The sequence below is a fragment of the Actinomyces qiguomingii genome (assembly GCF_004102025.1).
Lineage (GTDB): Bacteria > Actinomycetota > Actinomycetes > Actinomycetales > Actinomycetaceae > Actinomyces > Actinomyces qiguomingii.
This window is the reverse complement of the sequence record NZ_CP025228.1, coordinates 864,718-887,572: the sequence shown is the minus strand read 5'-3', so window position 1 is coordinate 887,572 and position 22,855 is coordinate 864,718. Positions and strand designations below refer to the sequence as shown.

At 64.2% G+C, this 22,855-nt stretch carries 23 protein-coding genes and 1 pseudogene; 10 read left to right on the top strand and 14 right to left on the bottom strand.

The features are described 5' to 3' along the window. Positions 1 to 37 precede the first annotated feature (37 nt). The 5 genes from CWT10_RS03635 to CWT10_RS03615 form a co-directional block, all read right to left on the bottom strand. Positions 38 to 304 carry a hypothetical protein gene (locus tag CWT10_RS03635; protein ID WP_128683272.1) on the bottom strand — a complete coding sequence of 89 codons (267 nt, stop codon included), beginning with the start codon at positions 302 to 304 and terminating at the stop codon, positions 38 to 40. 310 nt (positions 305 to 614) lie between these two features. Further along, positions 615 to 875 (bottom strand): hypothetical protein, encoded by a 261-nt coding sequence (locus tag CWT10_RS03630; protein ID WP_103064145.1) that lies wholly within the window; start codon positions 873 to 875, stop codon positions 615 to 617. 14 nt (positions 876 to 889) lie between these two features. Continuing rightward, positions 890 to 1,147, bottom strand: a complete 258-nt coding sequence (locus CWT10_RS03625) for a hypothetical protein (protein WP_103064144.1) — start codon at positions 1,145 to 1,147, stop codon at positions 890 to 892. 25 nt (positions 1,148 to 1,172) lie between these two features. Further along, positions 1,173 to 3,518, bottom strand: a complete 2,346-nt coding sequence (locus tag CWT10_RS03620; RefSeq protein WP_103064143.1) for an FtsK/SpoIIIE domain-containing protein — start codon at positions 3,516 to 3,518, stop codon at positions 1,173 to 1,175. Positions 3,519 to 3,545: 27 nt separating this feature from the next. Beyond that, positions 3,546 to 4,709, bottom strand: coding sequence for a tetratricopeptide repeat protein (locus CWT10_RS03615; RefSeq protein ID WP_103064142.1), 1,164 nt, complete (start codon positions 4,707 to 4,709; stop codon positions 3,546 to 3,548). 180 nt (positions 4,710 to 4,889) lie between these two features. Between CWT10_RS03615 and CWT10_RS17870 the strand changes: the two are divergent. Further along, positions 4,890 to 5,015: pseudogene (locus tag CWT10_RS17870) on the top strand (DUF3418 domain-containing protein); the annotation flags it as partial. 120 nt (positions 5,016 to 5,135) lie between these two features. Here CWT10_RS17870 and CWT10_RS17275 read toward each other — a convergent pair. Next, positions 5,136 to 5,615 (bottom strand): hypothetical protein, encoded by a 480-nt coding sequence (locus CWT10_RS17275; RefSeq protein WP_128683271.1) that lies wholly within the window; start codon positions 5,613 to 5,615, stop codon positions 5,136 to 5,138. 259 nt (positions 5,616 to 5,874) lie between these two features. On the opposite strand from CWT10_RS17275, the gene CWT10_RS17270 reads away from it, so the two are divergent. Then, entirely contained in the window at positions 5,875 to 5,991 is a 117-nt protein-coding gene (locus CWT10_RS17270) for a ribbon-helix-helix protein, CopG family (RefSeq protein WP_233188356.1), read from the top strand. Then, positions 5,984 to 6,157, top strand: coding sequence for a hypothetical protein (locus CWT10_RS16735; RefSeq protein WP_158247695.1), 174 nt, complete (start codon positions 5,984 to 5,986; stop codon positions 6,155 to 6,157). The genes CWT10_RS17270 and CWT10_RS16735 overlap by 8 nt, the downstream gene beginning before the upstream one ends. 675 nt (positions 6,158 to 6,832) lie before the next feature. On the opposite strand, the gene CWT10_RS03595 is transcribed toward CWT10_RS16735, so the two are convergent. Both CWT10_RS03595 and CWT10_RS03590 read right to left on the bottom strand, forming a co-directional pair. After that, on the bottom strand, positions 6,833 to 8,215 hold the full coding sequence (locus CWT10_RS03595) for an ABC transporter permease (protein ID WP_103064139.1): 1,383 nt from the start codon (positions 8,213 to 8,215) through the stop codon (positions 6,833 to 6,835). Further along, the gene (locus CWT10_RS03590; protein ID WP_174721930.1) at positions 8,212 to 9,084 is read right to left on the bottom strand and encodes an ABC transporter ATP-binding protein; all 873 of its coding nucleotides are present in this window, start codon (positions 9,082 to 9,084) and stop codon (positions 8,212 to 8,214) included. Before CWT10_RS03590 ends, CWT10_RS03595 begins: the two co-directional genes overlap by 4 nt. Before the next feature lie 141 nt (positions 9,085 to 9,225). On the opposite strand from CWT10_RS03590, the gene CWT10_RS03585 reads away from it, so the two are divergent. Both CWT10_RS03585 and CWT10_RS03580 read left to right on the top strand, forming a co-directional pair. Then, positions 9,226 to 10,569, top strand: coding sequence for a sensor histidine kinase (locus CWT10_RS03585; protein ID WP_233188354.1), 1,344 nt, complete (start codon positions 9,226 to 9,228; stop codon positions 10,567 to 10,569). 99 nt (positions 10,570 to 10,668) lie between these two features. Beyond that, positions 10,669 to 11,454, top strand: coding sequence for a response regulator transcription factor (locus tag CWT10_RS03580; protein WP_103064138.1), 786 nt, complete (start codon positions 10,669 to 10,671; stop codon positions 11,452 to 11,454). Positions 11,455 to 11,606: 152 nt separating this feature from the next. Here the strand turns inward: CWT10_RS03580 and cls are convergent, their stop codons facing one another. Then, the gene (gene cls, locus CWT10_RS03575) at positions 11,607 to 13,124 is read right to left on the bottom strand and encodes a cardiolipin synthase (RefSeq protein ID WP_103064137.1); all 1,518 of its coding nucleotides are present in this window, start codon (positions 13,122 to 13,124) and stop codon (positions 11,607 to 11,609) included. Between the two features lie 207 nt (positions 13,125 to 13,331). Beyond that, positions 13,332 to 14,156, bottom strand: a complete 825-nt coding sequence (locus tag CWT10_RS03570) for a hemagglutinin (RefSeq protein ID WP_233188353.1) — start codon at positions 14,154 to 14,156, stop codon at positions 13,332 to 13,334. Between the two features lie 330 nt (positions 14,157 to 14,486). On the opposite strand from CWT10_RS03570, the gene CWT10_RS03565 reads away from it, so the two are divergent. Both CWT10_RS03565 and CWT10_RS03560 read left to right on the top strand, forming a co-directional pair. Beyond that, positions 14,487 to 14,996 (top strand): SprT-like domain-containing protein, encoded by a 510-nt coding sequence (locus tag CWT10_RS03565; RefSeq protein WP_103064136.1) that lies wholly within the window; start codon positions 14,487 to 14,489, stop codon positions 14,994 to 14,996. A 212-nt stretch (positions 14,997 to 15,208) separates the two neighbouring features. Further along, the gene (locus tag CWT10_RS03560; protein WP_103064190.1) at positions 15,209 to 15,535 is read left to right on the top strand and encodes a YbjQ family protein; all 327 of its coding nucleotides are present in this window, start codon (positions 15,209 to 15,211) and stop codon (positions 15,533 to 15,535) included. Positions 15,536 to 15,618: 83 nt separating this feature from the next. Here CWT10_RS03560 and CWT10_RS03555 read toward each other — a convergent pair whose 3' ends face one another. After that, positions 15,619 to 16,629, bottom strand: a complete 1,011-nt coding sequence (locus tag CWT10_RS03555; RefSeq protein ID WP_103064135.1) for a LacI family DNA-binding transcriptional regulator — start codon at positions 16,627 to 16,629, stop codon at positions 15,619 to 15,621. A gap of 442 nt (positions 16,630 to 17,071) precedes the next feature. Between CWT10_RS03555 and CWT10_RS03550 the strand changes: the two genes are divergently transcribed. Together CWT10_RS03550 and CWT10_RS03545 are read left to right on the top strand one after the other, a co-directional pair. Further along, a complete protein-coding gene (locus tag CWT10_RS03550; protein WP_233188351.1) occupies positions 17,072 to 18,397 on the top strand; it encodes an MFS transporter in 1,326 nt (441 codons plus the stop codon). Between the two features lie 705 nt (positions 18,398 to 19,102). Beyond that, positions 19,103 to 19,618 carry a flavodoxin gene (locus CWT10_RS03545; RefSeq protein ID WP_103064133.1) on the top strand — a complete coding sequence of 172 codons (516 nt, stop codon included), beginning with the start codon at positions 19,103 to 19,105 and terminating at the stop codon, positions 19,616 to 19,618. A gap of 651 nt (positions 19,619 to 20,269) precedes the next feature. Here CWT10_RS03545 and CWT10_RS03540 read toward each other — a convergent pair. Continuing rightward, the gene (locus CWT10_RS03540) at positions 20,270 to 20,677 is read right to left on the bottom strand and encodes a hypothetical protein (RefSeq protein ID WP_128683270.1); all 408 of its coding nucleotides are present in this window, start codon (positions 20,675 to 20,677) and stop codon (positions 20,270 to 20,272) included. Positions 20,678 to 21,014: 337 nt separating this feature from the next. On the opposite strand from CWT10_RS03540, the gene CWT10_RS03535 reads away from it, so the two are divergent. After that, positions 21,015 to 21,452 carry a transposase family protein gene (locus CWT10_RS03535; RefSeq protein ID WP_128683269.1) on the top strand — a complete coding sequence of 146 codons (438 nt, stop codon included), beginning with the start codon at positions 21,015 to 21,017 and terminating at the stop codon, positions 21,450 to 21,452. Here CWT10_RS03535 and CWT10_RS03530 read toward each other — a convergent pair. Continuing rightward, entirely contained in the window at positions 21,419 to 22,507 is a 1,089-nt protein-coding gene (locus tag CWT10_RS03530; protein ID WP_128683268.1) for an integrase core domain-containing protein, read from the bottom strand. The two genes, CWT10_RS03535 and CWT10_RS03530, sit on opposite strands and share 34 nt — an antisense overlap. Next, complete coding sequence (locus CWT10_RS17265) at positions 22,507 to 22,854, bottom strand: hypothetical protein (protein ID WP_128683201.1); 348 nt, start codon at positions 22,852 to 22,854, stop codon at positions 22,507 to 22,509. The genes CWT10_RS03530 and CWT10_RS17265 overlap by 1 nt, the downstream gene beginning before the upstream one ends. Position 22,855 lies beyond the last annotated feature (1 nt).

Here is a 22,855-nt window from a genome sequence, read left to right as displayed (position 1 = left end):
GGTTACCGCCACCGGAGGATCAGCCAAAACAAGGGGCTTATTCGATGCGCTGTCTGAGTTCGCGCGCCATCCGGACAACACGATCAACCTCCGCCATGGCACTTTCGAGTTCGCGGCCCGTGCGCTCCATCAGTAGCCTCGCGCTGTCGGCCTCATCGTCGCCAGAAAGAGCGACAAGAGCACGCTCGGCGCCGTCCAACACACCAAATACACTAAACAGCCCCCGAGCGATACCCTGCGAATCACCCGCGCTCGCCTCAATCGCACGGAGACTGTCGCCTACAGCTGCGAAATCAACGCCCACTGGGACCACCACCCGGATCATTACCGACCTCAGCGTCAGGCACCCACCTCAACACGCTAATCCGGGAAGCGCCACTTGCCGCATCTCCGCAAAACGTTGAGCAATTATGGATCTGAGCCGCCGCCCGAGACGCGGCACCATACATCTCTTCGCCACCAGGCGTGCCACCAACCGCCGCCTGAATACTAACACAAAGGTCCGTGCACTGACGGCCGAGCACAGTGAGCATGTCGTGCGCAACCAACAAGCCATCGCAAGCCTCTTTGCGAAGCCGTTCTCGCACAGGATCGACTTCCCATCCCATAACAGCTCACTTCGTCACGTCAGCGATGAACAGCTCGCTAACGGAGATGAGTCCCTGTAGCCTCGCCGCACCATCCCTAACCGCCCGTTGAGCCGAGTCGATCTCGGCGACCGCTTGCTCACCGGTCTTCGATCCTCGAACCACCGCCATCAGCGATCGAGAATGCTTTCCGAGCGCGTCTGCACAAATCACCGAACGCGTTACCACATCCTGGGCATCAGTGCTGACGCGATAGACGGCATCGACCACGTCCTGAATCGACTGCACGAATTATACCTCCTTCATAGCTGCTCAATGCGGAAGAGCGCATCCTTAGCACGCCTCACCTGTTGCAGAGACTTCTTTAGCGAGTCATCCGCCTGCTGCAGCGCGGTCATCATTCTACGGTCATATCCCGTATTACTTCCGCTCAACGCATCCCGAACCTGACGCATTTGCTCAGAATTACGTCGAAGAAACCCATTAATCAGAACCTCTTGGTCATCAAGCTGCCTACGCAGATGGGACACCTGCGCGATGGCCTGTTGCAGCAGCGACATCGCTTTACCCTCCTATACACGATCGCTATATGCCTGAACAAAGTTGCTCAAAGGATGGGGCGGCCGTATACGGAATAATTGCACACGGCTGCGACATACCTAAGGCATCCCATGCGAGCATTCGATTATCGCGAGGGCTCCATTCGAGCAGCGGGTCATCGAACAAACGGCGCGCGGACTGCCTATCCAAGCCATATCCGAGCTTGACGTCGAAATGTGCAGCACCACCAAATCCGACCAAATCCTGAAAGGCCCCGAACTTCGACCACCAACAAACGAAATGAATACCTCGGAGCGGACCTTCCGCAATGAGCGACTCAAAGGTCGCGGAAGACCTCAAACGTTCCATCCCAATTCCGACAACATATACCTCGCGCTCCCCTGCACCCCCTGAACTCACAGTGCGAATCAATTCCTCTAGATAAACTTCAACGCCGCTACCATCTATTGCATGGACAACGGCACCACAAGAACGTAGGTCCTCCACCCAGTTCTCATCATCCCCAACAGTGTCGTGCATCGAATTCGACAGATCGAGGATGGCGACCTCAGGAGGGCAATCCTTACGTGCCGTTAGCACCAATGAGGTGACGATGGATAGCAGCGGCACGACCGCATCCGTAGGACCGACAAGCGCAATATTGCGTCCTAGACCGCGAGACATGTCGGCCTGGACACAAGTGCCGTCGACATCGAGCTGTTGGCCTATCCATGCAGTTGGAAGAGAGTCCTCATGTACCGTATGCTCTGCCAGTCCCCAATCGTCAACCAGAGAACGAGCCTCCTCACCCCGAAACACATACGGCCTGCGCTGCCCCTGAAACAGAGATAACCATTCATGTCGCCTCGGCTTGAGCACAGCCTCGTCGGCAAACGCAATTGCGATCTTCTTATTTGCCGCGGGTTCACCGTAATCAAGATTGACAACTGCCTCCCTGCTGCGCAAGTATGACGCAGCCGAATTGTTCGCGCCCAGAGTAGCGTGCGACTCAGCCAATGAATTTTTTAGCGCAATTCGTACCGGGACCTGACCGAACAGCCCCTCCGCGGCGGCGCCCATCAGCGAGGCGTTTCCACCTATAGTTTGAGATGCCAGTATGATGTGTATACCGGCGGCACGAAACAGCCGTACCGCCTTTTGAAGAAGATCGGCTATCTCATCGGAGACGCGATCACGTTCCGCGAACATCATCTGGAATTCATCTACTATAAGTAGTATACGCGGCATCGCAACGCTCCGAGGCACACGACGATACTCGCGAATGCTCTGCACGCCAACGGACTTAAATGTCCGCATCCGTTCGACATACACGGCGAATAGGTGCTGCAGCACCGACAGGCCAAATTCACGATCTGCTTCCAAACCGATTACTCTAGCATGGGGGAGAAATTCTCCATTCCCCTCACCCGCGAACCTCTGAAGAGTGACACCTTCTTTGAAGTCAAGGAGATACAACTGCAGTTCTTCGGGTGAGTACCGACCACACAAGGAGTGCACTATCACCGAGATGAGATTCGATTTTCCCTGTCCAACGGCACCTGTAATCAACGCGTTGTGACGTTGATTTACCTCGTCACCAAGCGTGATAGATATAGGCGCAAGCCCGTACCGGCCGATTGTGAACGTTATCCCCTCAGCGGACGAATACCGCCAGGTCTCGTCGGCGGGCTCGATATCACTGAACGGCACGACCGCAACCGACTGCCTCGCCACTTCAGCGCTTATACGACGAGCCGTTGCGATCAGGGACTGCGCATTCTCTGGCGCGAAATTTCCCAAGACGTGCCCTCCGGCAGAGCGGACAACATTTCCGTTGACATTCAGGCGTTCGAACAAGTCCAGTATGTACTCGTTCACCCCGAGATCCATCGAATGGATCAGGAACGTGACTCCATTCTGCGGACCAACCTTGGAGAGCGTCACAACCTCATTCTGTATAGCTTCGTCTAGTAATCCGAAGTCGGTAGCAAGCACGACAAGCTTATATCCCTCGATTGGGAACTGCACATCGTCCCGGAACTCCGTCAATGAAGGAGTGCGCCCCTGGATCACGTTTTGGACACCTTGAATATGTCCTCGCAGATACCGAAGTATTTGTGACAATTCCTTCGAGTCATTCACGACTCTTAGTATTTTTTCTCCCCCATTATTGATGTCTTGGAACGGTGACGCCATGCCCGACAGCGCGTCATCGTATACGATCACCTCCAACTGGCCAGCAGCTGTCCCCTGGATTGCGGCGGCAGTCAAGAACTGCACAAATGCGATCGAGCTGGAGTCCGTGAGGGAGTCATCGACCCAAACATTGGATGCACCAATGAATGGCACGGATCCGGCGCCCAAGTTCACCCTCCGGCATACACGAAGCATAAAACGCTCCTTTCGCGACAGCGTCGACTACTTCAACGCACGCGTGGCTTCCTGTTGGAGCTTTGTCTGCAGCTCATTGTAGCGACGAACCTTATCGCCGTACTCTTCGATCGCCTGCTTCTGCTGAGACATCATGTAGAACCAGACCCCGAGAATCCCAAGAATTGCGAATGCAAGTAATATGGTAACGGTGTTCGGTGCGGCGAACATCGCAATCCAGGCGATCACGGTTGCTCCGCAAAGCTTAAGCGGGAATCCCCAGGGCTCTTCCGGCTTCTCCTTCGTGTCATTATCCAAGCTGACGACTTCAAGACATTCGTTGATACAGTTGAATATCGTCATTTTCGCGGCAGAGTCAGCCTCGCTTTCGGTGATCTGCTCCTTCAGCGTGCTGAGCGACCCAGTCACGTCCTGGTTGTCTTTATCGGCGTATATGACGATAACAGCCTTACACGCGTAGCCAATCAGTCGCTCGCGTATTACGGGCTGCGCCTTCAACCCATGCAGGGACAGCCCGGAGAGGCAGGAGTTCCATCCACTCTGTGCGTTTCCTAAGGCGATCTGCGCCTGCGCCATACGAGCATAGATCTCGGGCTTGTAAGGCTCAGGAGCACGTTTGAGCGCTCGCTCCAGACTCGAGATCGCCTTCTCATATTTCTCATTCGCGATGAAAGTCGCGCCGCGCACCTCGTGCACTTCAACTGTGTCGTCGCCCTGCTCGTCAAGAACGTAGGCCTCCGAGGCGTATTCCTCAGCGCGCCTGGAATCGCCATCGGCCATCTCGATCCAGGCAGACACAACGTAGGCGGTTGGATCATCTCCATCGTGCTGGCGCGCCTTTCTTGCGGAAACGCTTGCCGGCCCGTAATCTTCGCTGAAGTAGTAGTTCCATGCCCTGGCAACCCAATCTACTTTCGTCTCGTCTTCAGAGGAGGGTGCGGCGCCAAGTTGCCTCCGATAACGAAGCATGGAGTCCTCATCGGCGAACACCTGGCTGGCAGCATCAATCATTGATAACTGCTGCCGGATCGCATCGCCGCGCTTCCCGGCAAGTGAAGCACGCTTCTCCCATTGGGCACGGGTGCGGCGGAGTTTGTCCTGGATCTCGTCGATCGAGGCACTGCGCTCGATCCCGAGTTCCTTGAAGTAGTCGACTACGCCAGTCTGGTCACCAGGTGCTGGGGGGGGCAAACTGCGTCATAACAGTCCTTATCATGGGATGTGGGGCCAAGCAGCTCGCTAGGCAGATTGGAAGCTACCACCGTGTCAGGTATGCGTCAAGCCAGTTTATGTTGCTCTCCTCACAAGTCTCGGGGTCAGCACAGCAGCGTCCTGATCCAGATCGTCGGGCCATTTCCAGACTTCGGCTGGCAGGCGGTGCTGACCGAGGCGCACTGGCTGATTGAGGAGCTGCGCGTGAGCCTATTCGCGCAGACGCTCCGCACCGCCCGCAAGGTCAGCGTGCAGCGCATCAGCAAACTGCTCGCCAAGGTCTGAAGTCATCCGGACGCTTCAGATGACTCTGACCATGTCCCTTACAGCTCCGACGTTCAGCCTGCCAACGCCGGTACAGCACGGGCGTCCGCACGCAGCCTCCGCGGACACGAGTTCGCGCGTTCAGTTGGCACCGATCGCATCCATGACGGCCTTGGCGGTCTTCAGGTCGGCACCGGTGCGGCCGCGGTAGGCCTTGATCGCCACAATCAGCCGCCCAGAAGTGACCAACTCGATCTCCTCCGGGTTCGGCGGCGGGAAAGAGGAGGCAGGTCCGGCAGCTGGGGAGGCGACGGCCGGGGCGCGGCCCGCCGCGAGTTCGGCGGCCGCCGCGTCAATCGCGGTCTTGGCGGCCTTCAGGCCCACGCCGGTGCGCTCGCGATAGGCCTTGATCGCTGCAATCGACTGATCACGGGTAATGAGATCCAGTTCTTCGGCTGAAACTTCGACTGTTCCGATGCCGGCGCCCGCCCCGGCGGGAGCGTTCGCGGCAGCGGTGTTCCCCGTGGCTGGGTCGGCCGCTGTCGCGGGCGCCGACGTGGCCTTGGACTTGTCGCGTCCGAAGAGCCAGGAGAACAGGCCGGTACGTGGAGCGTCACTCATAGCAGCGCAGCCTAGCGGAACACTACCGAACGGCTTCGGGACGCGCTCCCAACCGGAAACGCATACCGACGACACCCACACCCGTAATTTCGTATACAATAAAGATGTGGATAAGCACCTGTTGCATGGCGAGCCCGTCAGTGATGACCAGATCCAGGCCTGGGCCGACTAGGCCGAGGCCGGCTACGATTTATCCAAGCTTCCGGCTCCACGGCGTGGGCGTCCGCCACTGGGCAGCGGACCCACTTCGGTTCTGACTGTGCGCCTGGACGCCAAGACGATCGCCGCCCTGACCGCACCAGCCGAGGCAGAGGGAATCACCACACGCTCGGAGGCTATCCGCGCCGCCGTGCGCGAGTGGGCACGCGTTGCCTGACATCCACCGCACCGCACGCAAGCACTACCGACGAGATCGCCTCAACGATGACGGCATCCGCTACGCAGCGGAACATGTCCTCTACTCCCGTGCTCTCGACGACGAGGACGATCCCCGCAGTTGGTTGATGATCTGTGCCGCCCCCTCGGGACGCCTGCTGGAGTGATTGCCCGGGAGCTGAACTAGCTCTTCCGGCTTCAGGGTGTGGTGGTTCCTGTTCGGGCCGTGGCGTCGGGGGCGGGAGGACGTTTTCGGGTCGATGGGGTAGGTGTCGGGCGGCGGGCCGGGCCCCGTCGTCGCGGGCCAACCCGCGTCCTCGAACCAACCTGTACCGGCTCGCCCGAACCCCGGTTTCCCCTGCAAACACGAGGAAACTGCTTCTCTACCCAAATCCGGTGACATCGCTCCGATGTGCAACGAGCTCCACATGGCACACCGGAGCACTGTCCCGGCATCACACCCTCAAACCGGAAGAACCGGTAATGGGGCCGGACCGATGAAGGTGCGGAGCTGTCACAAAATGCAGCACTTTCATCCGCCCTGCCTCACAGGCATCGTTGTGAACCGCATGACTCCGCGGTTGCGTCGGGCAGCACGGCCAGGGCCAGTGCTCAAAGTGCTGCATTTTGTGACACCGATGCGGGAACCCGGACGGGTCTCGTGCGTGGTGGCGCGAATCCGCGTTGCTCTAGACATGGCCCGGCGCCTACAACCCTTCGCGGTGTCAGCATCACTGCACATCGCATGCTCTCCTAAAAGGGCGTCTCCAGGATCATGCCCATGCGCTCTGCCCCTCAGCCCCCGACCGGACACAAACACCGAAGCGAATCGAACATGTCCGCTACTCCCGCGCTCGTAGAACCTCGCCTACGCTCCCCCGGTCTCCCGCCCGTGCCGAGAGCACGACGGCCAGGCAGGTCGTGACCAGCGTAAGCCCGCCCACCACGCCGAGTTCTCCCCACGGACCACGGGCCACTGTTGCCAACACTCCCTCCCCGGATACGGCCGCCATGAAGACGCTGGTAGCCACCGAGACGAACATCCCGAGTATTACGGCGACGCCGGCGTGCAGCGTCCCCTCCAACACCTGCGCCGCGAGCACCGTGCGCTCCCGGGCACCGGCGGCCTCCAACAGTGCCGCGTCGCGGCGTCGACTGCTGGCGCTCATGGCGATCACCGCGACACCGCCACTCCAGGCGGTCACCAGCGCCAGCCCGCAGACGGACAGGAAGCCGGACAAGCGCATAGAGCCGATGCCGGCGTGCACGGCACCGAACATGACGGCCACCAGGCCGATCGCCACCAGGAACGGCAGCACCGTGGTGGCCGAGCGGCGCGACTGCAGCGCAGCCGTCCTGGTGGCCACCAGCCAGGCGGGGCCGCGGGCCGGCAGCAGCCCGAGCAGCCGCTCAAGGAGAGGAACCAGGCCGGGCGTCAGCACACACACCAGCCCCAGCGCGGCGAAGGAACCCAGCATCGCCGCATTGACGGCGTCCTCGGTCATCGTCCCGGAGCGGTGCAGGGCCGCTGCCGCGGCAACCATCCCGGCTGCCAGCCCGCCGGCCAGAGCGAATCGGGTCAGCATCCCGAGCAGTCGCCGCAGACTCCATGCCTTCCCGGCGCCGCCTCGGCCGGCAAGCAGTTCCATTTCCGTCGCCCGGGCGGCCCGCCGCGCGGGCCCCCAGCCGCCGACCATCTCGGCCCCTGCGACTGCCACTGCGGTCCAGATCAGATCCCCCGCCTCCCACTGCGGCGTTGTCCCGGGCAGTGCCGCCTCCTGGTCGATGAGCAGCGACACCATCACGCGGGCGACCGGCCAGCCGAGCGCACCGCCGCCGAGGGAGCCGACGGCGCCGACGACGGCCAGCTGTCCGAGGAGAATCGCGCGCAGCGTCCCCGGACGCATCCCCAACGCCCGCCACAGTCCATGGTCCCGCTGCTGCTGAGCGATCACGAGCGCGGCCGTCGAAGTGAGCACCGCCGCCATCGCCAGCACCACGGAGACGATGATGAAGGCAGTCACCGTGTGGGCGGTGTCGGTCATGTCGGTGCGGATGGGAATACCCCACTTGTTGACGCCGGTGGCCGCGGACGCCGTGTGCAGCGCGCCGTGCATGACCATGAATTGGCCGGATACGCACGCCCCGGCCACCACCGCGAATACGCAGGCCCAGGTCCAGGAGGAGGCGTGGCCCCGCAGGTCGGCGAGCAGCAGATGCGTCATCGCACCTCACCCGCCCCACGGGTGTGCAGAACGGCCCTGGCGATGGCGTCGGCGTCACCGCCCGGCATCTCGGTCATGAGGCGACCCGCTGCCATTACCAGGACTTCGTCGGCGCGCGCCGCGGCTGAGGCGTCGTGCGTGACCATGAGCACCGTCGTTCCCAGGGCGCTCAACTCGCCCAGCCAGTCCAGCACCTCCGCGCCCGCGGCGACGTCGAGTGCCGCGGTGGGCTCGTCGGCGAACACGAGCGCCGGCCGGGAGGCCAGGACCCGGGCGATGGCGACCCGCTGCCGTTCCCCGCCGCTGAGTTCGTGGGGCAGGTGGTGGGCCTGGCCGGTCAGCCCCAGTCGTTCCAGCGCCGCATCGACGGCGGTGCGCGGCAGTGGGCGCCGCCGCAGCCGCCCGGGCAGGGCGACGTTGTCCCTGGCGGACAGGGCCGAGACGAGGTTGTCGTCCTGGAAGATGAAGCCGACGTGATCGGCTCGGAAGCGGGCGGCGTCGCGGGGGCGCAGGGCGGTGGTTTCGGTGCCGAGGAGCCGCACCGTCCCGGAGGTGGGCCGGTCCAGTCCCGCGATGCACTGCAGCAGCGTCGACTTCCCGCAACCGGAGGCCCCGACCAGGGCGGTGAAACTCCCCGCCTGCAAGTTTAGGGCGACGTCGTCGACGGCGGTGACGGCCGCACGACGCCGCCCGGGCAGCGTGAATACGCGCCGGAGTGCGGCCACGTCGATTGCCGGCGCCTCGTGCCGGATTGCCGGTCCGCCGGGCGGGCCGGTGAGCGGGGCGGCTGCGGGGCCACGCGCCGCTGTCTGCACCGCCGGTGCGAGTTGCGTCGGTTCCGGGTCGGTTCGGGATGGAGAGGCTGCCATGGCAATCAGGAAACCCGAGTTGCCCGGGTCCGGTCACTGGCGCCGGCACCCGTCCTGCGGGCCGCCCGGTGGTGCCAGAACCACCCCGTGTGGGCGCTGGCACCCGTGCTCGGCGCGGCGCCGACTCGTAGGGTCTGCCACATGCCTGTCCAAGCCGACGCCGGTCGCGCCCACCGGTGGGGGCGCCGCGGCATGCTGGTGCTCATTGAACTCCTTCACGCCGTGGCATTCCTGCCCCTGGTGGTCGCCGCGATTCCTCTGCTGCTGGCCTTCCATCTGACTCTCCCGCTGTTGGCCGAGGCCAGCCGGGGCTTGGCGCGTTTCACCGGAGCGGATGCCCCGAGCGCCGCGCCGCCCGGAAAGAGGCGGTGGGCGTGGTTGTGGGGCCGTGTGGTCCAGGCCGACTTCTGGAAGCAGGACGTTCCCCTGGTTCTGGGCGGCGCGGTGTTCAGTGTGATCGATTTCTTCGTCGCCGGCGTGGGCGGCATTGTGGTCGGGATTCTGGCCGTCGGTCCCTTCATCGCCTCGCCCGAGCAGCCGCTGGAAGTCAGCCTGCGCGACCTCGTCGGCTGGTCGTACACGGCCACCTCCTTCGGTCAGGTCTGGTGGCTGGAGCCGATCGCGCTGGCCGGTCTCATCGTCCTGTTGGGCCTGTTGTTGGCCATGGGGCACCTGCGTTGCCGCATGACCGCGGCCCTGTCCCGCCCCGACGCGGAGGCCCGCCTGGCCGCTCTGACCGCTGAGGTCGGCCACCTGGCCAGCGGCCGGGCCACACTGGTGGACGCCTTCGACGCCGAACGCGCGCGTATCGAGCGTGAACTGCACGACGGCGCACAGCAACGGCTGGTGGCGGCGGCCATGCACCTGGGCACGGCCGAGCTTCACGCCGGTCGACTGGCGGAGATCGACCCACCCGGCGGTCGTGAGGCGGACGCCGGCGTCATACCCGATTCCGCCGCCCGTAGGGCCGAGTCGCTTGCGGCCCTGCGCGCGCAGGTGCGGTCCGCGCAGGAGGAGGTCGAGGCCTCCCTGCGCAGTCTGCGGGAGACAGTGCACGGCATCCGTCCGGCGATTCTGACCGAGCGCGGCCTGGCCCCGGCGCTGCAGGACCTCGCCGGGCGGGCGCCCCTGCCCACCATCGTGACCGTCAGCGGTGAGGACGACGATCTTGGTGCCGTCACCTCGCCGGTGACGACCACCGTCTACTTCGCGGTCGCCGAGGCGCTCACCAACGCCGCCAAGTACGCCGGACCCACGGCGCGGGCCCGGGTGGAGATGTCCGTGACCGCCGGCGGGCTGACCGTGATCGTCGGCGACGACGGGGCGGGCGGCGCCGATCCGCACTCCCCCGGAGCCACCGGCCTGGCGGGTATGACGCAGCGCGTGGAATCCATCGGCGGGCGCCTGCTGATCGACTCGCCCCCGGGAGGCGGCACCAGGTTGACACTGACCGCCCCACTGACCCCGCCGTGGGCCCGCGAGTGAGCGGCCCGGCGGCATCCGGGTGCGGGCGCGTGCCCGTCCCGCACCCCTCGTCCTTCCGGCGAGGCCCGACGTCGTTGAGGTTGCGGCAGGATGTGTCACATGAGAATCGTGCTGGCCGACGACGCCGCCCTCCTGCGCGAGGGCCTGGCCGGGCTGCTCGCGGCGGCGGGATACGAGGTGGTGGCGCAGGTGGCGGACGCCGATGCGCTACGGGAGGAGGTCGAGCGGCTGGCCATGGCGGGGGCGCCGCCCGACGTGGTCGTCACGGATGTGCGCATGCCGCCCACCGGCACCGATGACGGTCTGCGCGCCGCCATCGACCTGCGTGCCGCTTATCCGGGGCTGCCCGTCGTCGTCCTTTCCGCCTACGTGGCCGGACCGTATCTGCGTGAGCTGCTGGATGGCCCCGACGCCGGTGCGGGTGGGGCCGGCTATCTGCTCAAGGAGCGCGTCGGCCGGGTCAGCGACTTCCTGCACAGCCTGGACGTCGTGGCCGCGGGCGGGGTGGTGGTCGACCCGGAGGTGCTGGCGCGGCTCATGCGTGCGGGCTCGTCCTCGAACTTCGCCGGGCGTGGTGGCCTCGAGCCCGCGCAGGGGGCCACGCATGCCGCCGATGGACGGCGCGCAGGGCTTGCGGACAGAGCGGACGGAGGCGGCCGGGACGTGGAAGGCACGGCGCTGGCGCGCCTGACCCCGCGTGAGCAGGAGGTGCTCGCCCTCATGGCCGAGGGACTGTCCAACTCGCAGGTGGCCGAGCGCCTGGTGGTGTCCGACGGCGCGGTGGCCAAGCACGTCGCGAGTATTTTCGCCAAGCTGGACCTGCCGCCCGAGGAGGGCAACCGGCGCGTGCGCGCCGTCCTGACCTGGCTGCGCGCTCGGGCGTGAGCCGCCGACCGAACTCGGCAGTCATTCCGACCGAACTCGGCAGTCATTCCGACCGAACTCGGCAGTCATATCGACCGAACTCGGCAGTCATATCGACCGAACTCGCGGAGAGGGGCGCGGGGAGGGGTGCCGGGAGGGGGCGTGGGCGACCGTCACAGAACGGCGGAGACCAGCCGACAGACATTGTCCACGTACCGCCGCCACCAGGGCTCCTTAGCCCACTCCTCGGCGGTGAGTTCGGTGGACACGCGGCGGTAGTAGGCATCATTCTCCCGCAGCAGGTCATCCAGATCGCCGCCGAAGGCGAGCAGCATCATCTCGTAGTTCAGGGCGAAGGATCGGAAGTCCATATTCGCGCTGCCGATCACCGCCACGTCACCGTCGACAGTCATGTACTTGGCATGCAGTACGGTGGGAGCCGGATAACGATAGATACGCACGCCGGCAGCAAGCAGGGCGCTGTAATAGGAGCGCTGCGCGTGGTTGACGATCAGGTGGTCGGACTCCTTGCCGACGAACAGCTCCACGTCTACGCCACGGTAGGCGGCAGTGGTCATGGCGGCCAGCAGCGCCTCGTCTGGAACGAAGTATGGGCTCGTGATTGACACGCGCCGAGTGGCGTTCTCGATTAGGGATAGGAACATGCGCAGATTCGGCTCGGTGGGGTAGCCGGGGCCGGAAGGCACCAGCTGCATGGCGTTGACGACGGCGTCGGGACGGCCCGGCTGCGGCGCCGGAGTGCCGACCGAGGGACGGCGGGCCAGCAGCTCATGCACATCGGGAGCGCCTGGGAGGGCGTCTTGCACCCGGAGGATTTCGCCGGACTCGAAGAACCAGTCCATCGCAAAAATCGTTTCGGCCTCAATCACGATGTCCCCGGTGACTTCCACGGAAAGGTCCGCCCAGACGCGTCCGGCTCGCAGGTTGGAGCGCAGCCTGTAGGTGGGGTCGATAATGTTGTGGGAGCCGATGAAGGCACGCTCTCCATCTACCACCAGAACCTTGCGGTGATTACGCAGATCGGGTCTGCGGAAGCGCCGCTTATGCGGCAGCAGCGGCATCATGAGCCGCCACCGGATGCCCGCGTCGGACAGTCGCCTCCCGAAGTCCTTCCAACCGGGATATTTTCGTGATCCGAGGTGGTCCACCAGCAGACGGACCGTCACCCCCCGGGCGGCGGCACGGGCGAGCGCGGAGTAGAAGACATCGGTTACCTCATCCCAGCTCTGGATGTAGAACTCGACATGCACATGATGTTTGGCCGTGTCTATGACACGAGCCATGGCGGCGTAGGTCTGAGCGGCATGCGCGTGCAGGGCCACAACCTCACCGGTGACACACGGCAGGCCGGTGAGTTTGCGGTTCATGTGCAGCACCGAGCCGAGGTGGGGTGAGGGCCGGGCCCCTGCGGGGGCCGCGGGCATGTCCGCGGTGAACTCGTTGACGGTGGCGTTGGCCACGAGCTGCTGCTGGTAGCGCTTGCCGTGCACGCGGGGACTGCCCAGGAACACGTATAGCGGCAGTCCGATGACGGGGAGCAGGAAAATCAGCAGCAGCCAGGCGGTTGATGACGACGGACGGCGATTCTCGGGAACGGTTCCCAGAGCCACGAACTTGATCACGTACTCCAAGACGACCCACACAGTCGTCAGCGCCGGATGCCACTCCATGAAGGTAATCCTCACACGTCCTCACCGGGTACAAGGCCAGACGTCGCGCAGGCGGCGGCAAACGCACGCGATCCGATATGTTCTTATCCCTAACACCACCCAGCCACGCCCCCGGATGCGGCTGGGCCGACACCTTTGGAGTCCCCTGGTGGAGTCTCCCAGGCCGACTCCTGCGGTCCCCTCCGCTTCACCACCGGGACCGCGGCATTAATCTGCGGTCGACGGCGTCGGGTCGCCGAAGAGCGCGCGGTAGTAGCCGTAGAAGTTCCAGTTGCCCCAGCTGGTGCATTCGTCACCACCGGAGGCGGCCGCCGCATTGGCCTGGAAGGGCGTGTAGTTGTATAGGCCTGCCGTCGCCTGGTTGGCGACCGTCAGCTCTCCGTCCCCGCACATGGAGTTGGGCGAATAGGCCAGCCGAGTCGTCGTACCGGCCACCACCTGGAATCCGTCCGGGTCGAGTCGATAGTTCTGGAACTGGGAGGCGGCGCCGTATACCTGGCGGAAGAAGCCGGCGTACTCGGCGTCGCATTCCTGCCCGTCGGGACAGGCGTAACCGGTGGCTGCCTCATAGCGTCGCGCCGTCAGGGATGCGCCCGAGGCGGTGAGGAGTCCCTGTTCCTTGTGCAGCAGAACGAGTAGCACGCGCGGGTTGATGTCGCAGGAAGTGGCCACCTGGGAGATGATCTGGGCGGCCGTCTCAGCCCGTGCGGCGGCGTATCCGCCGGGGCAGGCGGTGGTAGCCTCGCGGTCCTCGGTGTCGAAGGCGGCTTCGGCCAGGCACGGGGTCCCGTCCGCGCCGGTCTGGCAATCCTCGTTCACCGTGTTAATGAATGAGGTGATCTCCGCGGCGGTCATGGTGGTGGAGTCGTAGAAGACCTCGTCGTCGATGATGCGCTCGGCGTCGAAGCCGGTCATATCGGGATTGATGGCGGCGGGTTCGCTGTACACGGCGGGAGTGGGTGACGCCGGGGCTGTGTCCAGGGTGTTCATGACATGCAGGCCGAGCAGCAGGGTAACCAGGAAGGAGACCATGAATAGGCCGACCGAGCCGAGCTGACGGGGACGACGCCGCCTTCTTGAGCGGCCACCCCGGCGGGAACCGGGTCGACGAGATCCGGCACGTGCAGCCTTGGCCAGCCGGGTGCCGCGAGCCGAGGCCGACGCGCGCCGACGACTCGTTGCTGTCCGCTGATCGGAGGCGGTGTGGCGTGTGTGGTTATGCGGGGAACGGCGCGTCGGCCGGTCGGCGGGGCGTGGCATCGTAGCAATGCTGCCACAGGTCTACGCCGTTGAGGCACTTCCCGCCAAGCAACTTCCGGTGAGGGAACCGCCGCGCTGAGTAGATCGTCTACGCTCACAGGCATGAATCTGCCCGATGTGTTACCGCTAGCTCGCCTCCTCATGGAGGAGCACGGCGTTGGCGATTGGTCGGTGTGCTTCGATCGAGCACGGCGGCGCGCCGGCCAGACGGATCATTCCCGCAAACGCATCACCCTGTCACGCCAGCTCATGGCGCTGTACGACGAGTCCCAGGTGCGCGAGACGGTCCTGCATGAGATCGCCCATGCCCGGGTGGGCGCCGCCCACGGCCACGACTCGGTATGGCGTGCGGAGGCTCGCCGACTCGGCGCCAGCGGCGAGCGCCTGGTGAGCAGCCAGATGCCCCGCGTACCGGGACGCTGGGTGGGCACCTGCCCCGCCGGTCACACCGTGGACCGCATGTGTCGTCCAACGCGGCCCAGCTCCTGTTCGCGATGCGCTCCAGACTTCAGCCCCGAGCACCTGTTGAGTTGGTCCTATGACGGCGTGCCGGTCAGCCCGCAACAGATTGGCCCCGCTTACGCCCGGGCGCTGGCCGGCGCCTCGGTGTAGTACGCAGGGGATTGCCGGCGGGTGCGCCCCTGCCATCACCTGGCTTTGCGGCGTTGGCGGGTATGAAGTCCCGAAGCGGCATCTACTACCGCCTGACGATGGGGAAATCGTCCACGGGAATGAACGCGGACACTGCCGCCTGCCGGAGGATCGTTCAGGCGGTTCCGATCCGCCGCACTATTCGTTCCTCCAGGAGGTATCACCAAATGTCATTGATCGTCACCACCACCCCCACCGTCGAGGGGCGCCCCGTAGCCGAATACCTCGGTATCGTGTACGGGGAGACGATCGCGGGTGTCAACATGCTCAAGGACATCGCCGCAGGTTTCCGCAATGTGGTCGGTGGCCGGTCCCAGTCCTATGAGAAGGAGTTGATCCAGGCCCGAGAGTCCGCACTGTCCGAACTGGTTCAGCGGGCTCAGGAGCTCGGCGCGCAGGGAGTGGTTGGCATTGACTTCGACTATGAGACGCTGACCAGCGAGAAGGGCAGCATGCTGATGGTGACCGCTTCCGGCACCGCAGTTCGTTTCTCCAACTGAACCTGTCACCTCATATCCGCGGCTGCATACGCAGCCGCGGATATGAGGTTTTTCCAACAAACCGCCACACGCCAAGACCGGATCTACCTACCGATAGTGGACTCGCGCACCACCAGCATCGGCGGGAAGGTGATGTGCCGGACCGCGCCGTCGGCGGACAGCAGCATGTCGGCGGCCGCAGCGCCCATCTCACGCATGGGCTGTCGCACACTGGTGAGCGGGGTGATGAGCTCAGCGGCGACGGAGATGTCGTCGTAGCCGACAATGGCGACGTCCTCGGGAATCCTCAGGCCGCGGCGACGAATCTCGCGCATGGCGCCAATAGCTATCTGGTCGTTGGCGCATAGGAGCGCCGTCGGCGGCGAGTCGTCGCCAAGGAGCGCGGCGGCCCCGACCGCTCCGGCATCCGCGGTGAAGCCCTGTCCTCCGCTCACCGCCTCGATCTCGAGCAGCACCTCCGCCGGGTCCAGGCCCGCCTCCTTCAGGGCTCCGACGACGCCGTCGCGCCGATCACTTGCCTGCCGCACCGTCAGCGGACCATTGACGAACCCGATACGGCGATGACCGAGCTCGATCAGGTGGGTTGCCGCCGCCCGCGCTCCGACTACGTCGTCGCCGGAGACAGTGGGCAACTCCGCCGAGATCGGCGGGTGGTCCATGAGTACCACCCGTATCCCCCGCCCAGCCAGGACGGCCAGGTTGTCAAGGGTGGAGGCGGACGGGGTGACGATCACCCCGCGGACATCCATGCCCGCTAGCAGGCTCATAAGTTCGCGTTCACGCTCGGGATCGGAGTCGGTGGAACCGAGCATGGGCACGCGACCGTCTTCACGCAGTCGATCCTCAATGCCGCGGGCGGCCTCGGTGAAGAAGGGGTTGGAGATGTCGTGAACGAGCACGCCCACTAGCGATGATCCGCCGTGGCGCAGGCGGCGAGCGGTCTCGGAACGCACAAAACCGAGATCGTCGATGGCGGCGCGCACACGATCGCGGGTGGATCGGGCGACGCGTTCGGGATGGTTCAGGACGTGAGAGACGGTGCCCACCGACACCCCCGCCCGTTCGGCGACGTCACGTACCGAGGGCCGTGCCATGTCATCGCTCCTTCTGCTGCCGGGATCTTCTTCTCGCCGATGCCGCCGAACGGTTCCACAACACCGGTCGCTGCTCCTTCCGCGCGGATACCAGGCGGTTTCGCAGGCCCATCATTCCAGGTCCGTGGCGCAGATACCTCCGGAACCCCGGGTAGGCGCGGCATTGCAACCCTTTCCCCATGTCGCCCGGCAGCAACGAGTGATACGGCCGCCATGACCGTTCCCGGGCGCAAGGCTTCCAAGTTCCTTCCCGCACACATCGGCAACGCGGCTTTAATCGATTCACTTCACATGCTCACACTTGCCCGACACCCCTCAAACTGCTACTGTTTCACGAGTTGATTCGTTTCACGCCGGAGGCTGATCGCCCGCATCAGCCGTTCCCGGGCATGTCGTGCCATACGGCGGCCCGGGCCGGTCCGACTCGTTCAAAGGAGAACCAGTGTCCACAACAACCCACACACACAAGCCGCCTAACCCGTGGTTCGTAGGAGTCGTCTCCGGCATGGCGTCCTACATCGACGCCTGCGCCATCGTCTCCAACTCAACCGCCCTGGTCATCTACCAGGATGCGCTCGGCATCGCCGACAGTCAGGTCGGCCTGGCGTCTTCGGCGCTAACACTCGGCATCGCCTTCGGCGCCTTGTTCGGCGGGCCGCTGGGCGACCGCTTTGGCCGCAAACACGTCTTCTCCGCCACGATGCTCATGATCGTTGTGGGCGCTACCTGCCAGGTCTTCGCCCCCAGCTTCCCGATCCTGCTTGCCGGCACCATACTCGTCGGCCTCGGCACCGGCGCGGATCTGCCGGTCTCCCTGGCGACCATCGCCGAGTCCGCCACGGATGACAACCGCGGCAAGATCATCGGCCTGTCCAACATGCTATGGACCGGAGGCATCCTCGGGGCGGTTGTCGCCGGATCTGTGGTAGGCAACTGGGGCCGCCTGGGCGGCCAGGTCATGTACGGCCAGGTCCTGGTGGTGGCGCTGGTCACCCTGCTACTGCGCCTGCCCATCCCCGAATCCGAGGTCTGGCTGGCGGCGCGCCGTGAACGCCAGTTAGGCGGCGGCACCGTGCGATCTGAGCGAGTCACCATCGGCACCCTGCTCAAGCCGCCCTACTTCAAGCCTTTCATCGCACTGGTCGTCTTCTACGCACTGGTCAACATCCCCGCCAACACCGGCGGTCAGTTCACCACCTGGATCAACCACAACATCATCGGCATGGACATCGCCTTCTCCAACCAGATCGGCCTGGCAATGATGCCACTCGGCTTCATCTGGGGCATCTGGTTCATGCGGATCGTGGACACACCCAAGCGCATGACCTACTTCTACCTCGGCGCCGCCTGCTACGCCGGCTCATACTTCATCTACATCATCGGCGGCTTCCACGTGTGGAGCTACATCGCCGTGTCCCTGATCAATGGTTTCGGGGGCGCCTTCGCATTCGAGGGCATCATGAAAGTCTGGACACAGGAGTCCTTCCCCACCCTGGTACGTGCCACCGCCCAGGGCAATATTGTGTTCGCGGCCCGGATCGTCGCCGCCCTGGCGGCCTCCGTCACCCCCTCACTGATGAACTTGAGCCCGCGCGTGGCCTATATGGTCCTGGTGAGTTTCGCGATTATCGGTTACGCCTTCGCCATCTGGGGCTTCCACGGCAAGCAGCGTAACGAGTTCGCCGTCGAGCACCATGCGGAGGCGGATGTGGCCGCAGCCGAAGAGGCCGGCGTGGACTTCACCGTCTCCCCCGAGCCCAAGAGCTGAGTCGAGGCAGCTCACTCGCTTCTGCGACGCGGGTGTCGTCGTCCCCGACATGTGGGACGACGGCACCCTTGCGCGCTTAACCGGCTCTTCCGGTTTGAGGGTGTGTTCGCCGAGTTCGGTCGTTATAACCATCGAAATCGGTAGATATGACCATCGAGTTCGGTTGGTGGGGCTGGCAGGGTGGGGGAAGTATCCGGATTCGGGGCACACGATGTTCCCCCGCCCGGCGCCGCCCACCAGGTCCGCATGGTTCCAACGATTTTGAGGGCCTGTGCCGGGCGGGGCGGGGTGTTTGTGCCGATTCTGGACACTTTGTCTCTTCGGTACTGGCCTACCGTCCTGGTGTGGCGGGCAGGCTAGGGCGTCCGGGTGTCGGCCGGGCTCCCCGGGTCCGATCGGCTGGGACTGGACTGCCCGGCTGCCGTTGGACCCCTGGCTGCGGATGGACTGCCTGACTGCCGTTGGACTGCCTGAAACGCACTCTCAGATGGTCCAAGCGCAGTAGCGCGGTCCAAGCGCAGAGACCCGGTCCAAGCGCAGAGACCCGGTCCAAGTACGAGGCCAGCAGCCACCTGGGCCCACATCCACCCGCAACGCCTCAAACCGGAAGAGCCGCTTAACCGCCCTGCTTCCGAGTTACGGCATGCTGGCGAACCGGTATCGTTACTTCGTACCGCATACCGCACTCTATGGGGAGCCCACGCCATGACCGCTCACAAACTCACGGATTCGAAGATCCTCGTCGTCCACTATTCGGCCCATGGGCACACCCGTCGTGTGGCCGAGACCATCACCCGGGCGCTGGGCGCCGACACCTTCGTACTCACGCCAGCCGCTCCCTACTCCGAACCCGACCTGGACTACAACGACCCGCACAGCCGGGTCTCACGCGAGCACGTCGATCACAGCCTGCGCCATATCACCCTGGTGCAGAACACTCCGGAGAGCTTCACCGACTATCACATCGTGCTCATCGGATACCCCATCTGGTGGGGCGAGGCCTGCTGGGTTCTGAACGACTTCGTGAAGAACAACGACTTCACCACCAAGACTGTGATCCCGTTCTGCACCTCATACTCCTCCCCAGTCGGCACCAGCTCCCACGAACTGGCCGCGCTGAGCACCACGGGCGACTGGCAGCCGGGCACCCGACTGGACGCGAATATCAACACCGACGGCGTACACCACTGGCTGCAGCAGCTAGGGATTGAAGTACAGTGAGCCTTTCTCGCCAGAACTGGCGGCTCGGAGGAGGAGAACGGCGCGAAGAGCCGGTAATTGTCGGTAGAGAGTGAGGGTCGCGTCCACGGGGGGGCCGCAGTGCCCCCGCGTTGTACCGAATCTTCCCTGTCATCACGCAGATCCCGGTGGACCCGGGGTTCCTGATGGGAAAGGCTCAGTGACGGCGTCCGTAAAGCCGTCGTGAGCAGCTTCCTGAATGTCGTTGTCCGCCTGCCTGGCCCTACGGCTGCCAGACCCGGCGCCGCAACCGACGAATCAACAAACCGCGGACCGCTTACGCGCCGGATCGCAGACGTCTGATCAGCCAGGTCATGTGGAACGCTGAGCGTTTTCTGGAGTCTCGGTTGTTGTGTCTTTGTCAGGCCGTTTTCACGCCGAAGGCCTGCGGCACTTCGCGTTCGAACTGGCTGGAAGCGGAGCCGCCAATTCCCAAGTACAAACACCTTTGACTATACGTCCTCTCGCCCCACACCACCACATCCCTACAGCCTTGTTCCAAGCGGAATTGACCATACGGTGCCCCACTCATTCTTGGGTGGCGCGCCCACGGGCGCCGCACACGCACTCATCCCCGCCCCCACCCAACCACCAGCTTCGTCAACTCCTGCTGTCCCCGGTCGCCCAGCAAAATCACTGCCTGACGACATCAGCATTGGGCCTAACCACAGCAACTGCAGCTAGCGAGCCAATTAATAATGCCGTTGCCTCGACGAGCATTGACATACCAGTTTGGCGAAACAACGCTAATTGAAACAATAGTACCAGCACCGAAGTCCCAACTCCGTGCGCAAAAGCGTATCCCGCACCTTCAATCCAACTACGAAGCCCGCCTTCCGCACGCAACAACATGAGCATGACGCAGCTCACTAAGAGTTGACGCAGGCCCTCCATTAGAACATAGATCGTTACCGGTTGCGTTGAGTCCGCACCCGTGGCGGAAGACAGTCCCGGAACCGCAATAACCAAGACAGCCATCGCGAGCGCTGAGACGAAACCAAGAATGCAGCCGGAACCGATATTTCGCACTATTCGGGTCACATTCACAGTGTCTTTACCCGTCGATAGTAGCCGTTAGCATCGTCCGCCAGGCGATGCTGTCTTCGGTCAATTCTCCTGGCTGCGCGGTCGCAAGAATCCGCCACCTGCCAGTTGGACCATCGGCGATCAACAGCCCAGCGCGGTCGGTCTTCACACTTGCCCCGTCCGATTGCTGATCCTCTTGCGTCCACGTAAGCATGTACGCATCCGCCATCCCAGACCCTACCGGCCAGGTCTCAGGAGTACGTGCTACGTATGTGTTCCGACGGGCGGGGCCCGCGAGCATTACCTCCTGAAGGTAGCAGGGGGTCGGCAAAGTCGTTGGCTGGGTTGTGGGTTGTTAGGGGTTTTCGGCGTGTTGGTGCGGGTGCGGCGCGACCCGTCGGAGACGATGGAGGTGTTCGAAAAAGCCATTGCCTTGGAAGGTCGCGCCGCTGTGTCATCATCCACCACTCCTGCCCTGTCGCGCCAGCCCCTGACAGGGGTGTTCGCCACTGTCCCGGACCCGCGTGATCGGCGCGGGGTGCGTCACCGCCTGGACACTGTGCTGGCTTTGGCGGCGGTGGGAGTACTGGCCGGCTGCCGCACCCTGCTGGCGATCTGGGAGCACGCCCGCGACCTGACCGGCGGCCAACTACGGCAACTGGGACTACCACAAGACCGGGACATCCCCTCGGAGTCCACCATCGGCCGCGCCCTGGTGACCTGTTTCAGCGTTAATGTCCGCTTGGGGCGGTTGGATCAGACATCATCGTGGTCTTCTTGGTTGGTTTGATTGTCTCGTTGTTTGCGGTTGTAGGCAAGGCGCTGCTGAGCGGCCCGTTTCAGGCCTTCCTGGCGGGCCTTGCGGATGGCCGGCCCGCGCCCGGTGTGCTCGTCCAGGGGTGTGACGTAGCCGATTCCGGAGTGCAAGCGCTGGCTGTTGTACTCGGTGCGCACAGAGTCGAGTTCGGCCCTCAGGACAGCGGGATCGGTGATTGCCAGCAGGTGAGGCCACTCGGCCTTGAGTGTTCCGTTGAGGGACTCGATCCAGGCCTGGTCGGTCGGAGTCGCCGGCCGTCCGAAGTGCTGGGCGATGGCGACCATGGCCATGAACCTGCGGGTGTTGGCAGCAATCATCTGGGAGCCGTTGTCGGACACCGCCAACAGGATCGGGGTCAGTTCATCGTCTCCGTCAAGCGTCAGCTGGCGCTTCAGGGCCTGGGCTCGTTCCAGGGCGGCCTCGAGCAGGCCTTCGGCGTCCAGGGCCTGCTCGAAGGCGAGGCGGACCTGGTGGTGGGTCTCCTCGCTGGAGACCACATGGGTGATCCACTTGCGTGAGACCAGATCCTCGATGATCAGCACAGTCATGCCGCAGGCGGTGAAGTGAGTGGAGTCGTAGATCCAGATCGAGTTGGGCTTGTACGTCGCCCAGTCGGGGAACGGACGACGCTTGGAGCGCGCTGGCCGGGCGGGATGCCTGAACCGAAGCTCGTGGTCATTCAGGACCCTGCGGACGGTGGAGGCCGACGCCCAGAACAACCCGTTGTAGGAGCCTCGGTGAGCCAGGCGACGGTGAGAGAAGTCCTTCTCACCGAAAGTCTCGAAGGCGTCCACAATCGCCTCGATCTCGCACGGCATCAGGGCATTGACAGCGGCGCCAGGCCGGGCGTCGGCCAGTCCTACCCCGTTCTGGCGCCGTTTCCAGCGCCGGTAGCGTCGCTCGGCCAGTCCCAGGACCTCACAGGCCTTAGCCACGGTCCAGCCCTGACCGGTGGCGTAGTCCACCAGCTCCAAAAGCCCCTGTTTGACGGGCGCATCCACCCGGGCGGGGACCGGGGCACCGGGCATCAGACCGAGCCCCCTTTTTTCTCCAGCACCACCAACTTCACCGCCTGCTCCGTCACCGTACGGGTCAAGCGGTCGATCTCGGCCCTGGCCTGCTCAAGCTCGACATCACGAGCCGACTTGCCAGACGAACCCGGACGCGAAGCCGACAACGCGTCCAAGGCGCCTTGCCTGGCGACCTGCCGCAGCCTCACGATCGTGGAGCGGTCCACTCCGGCCTCGGTCGCAGCCGCCCCCACCGTGACCTCCTCTCGCATCAGCCTTACGTAGATCTCATACTTCTGCGAAGGCGACAAGAACACCTTGGCCCGACGCCCAGAACCCCTCGTCGTGTCAGCATCACTGCTCATC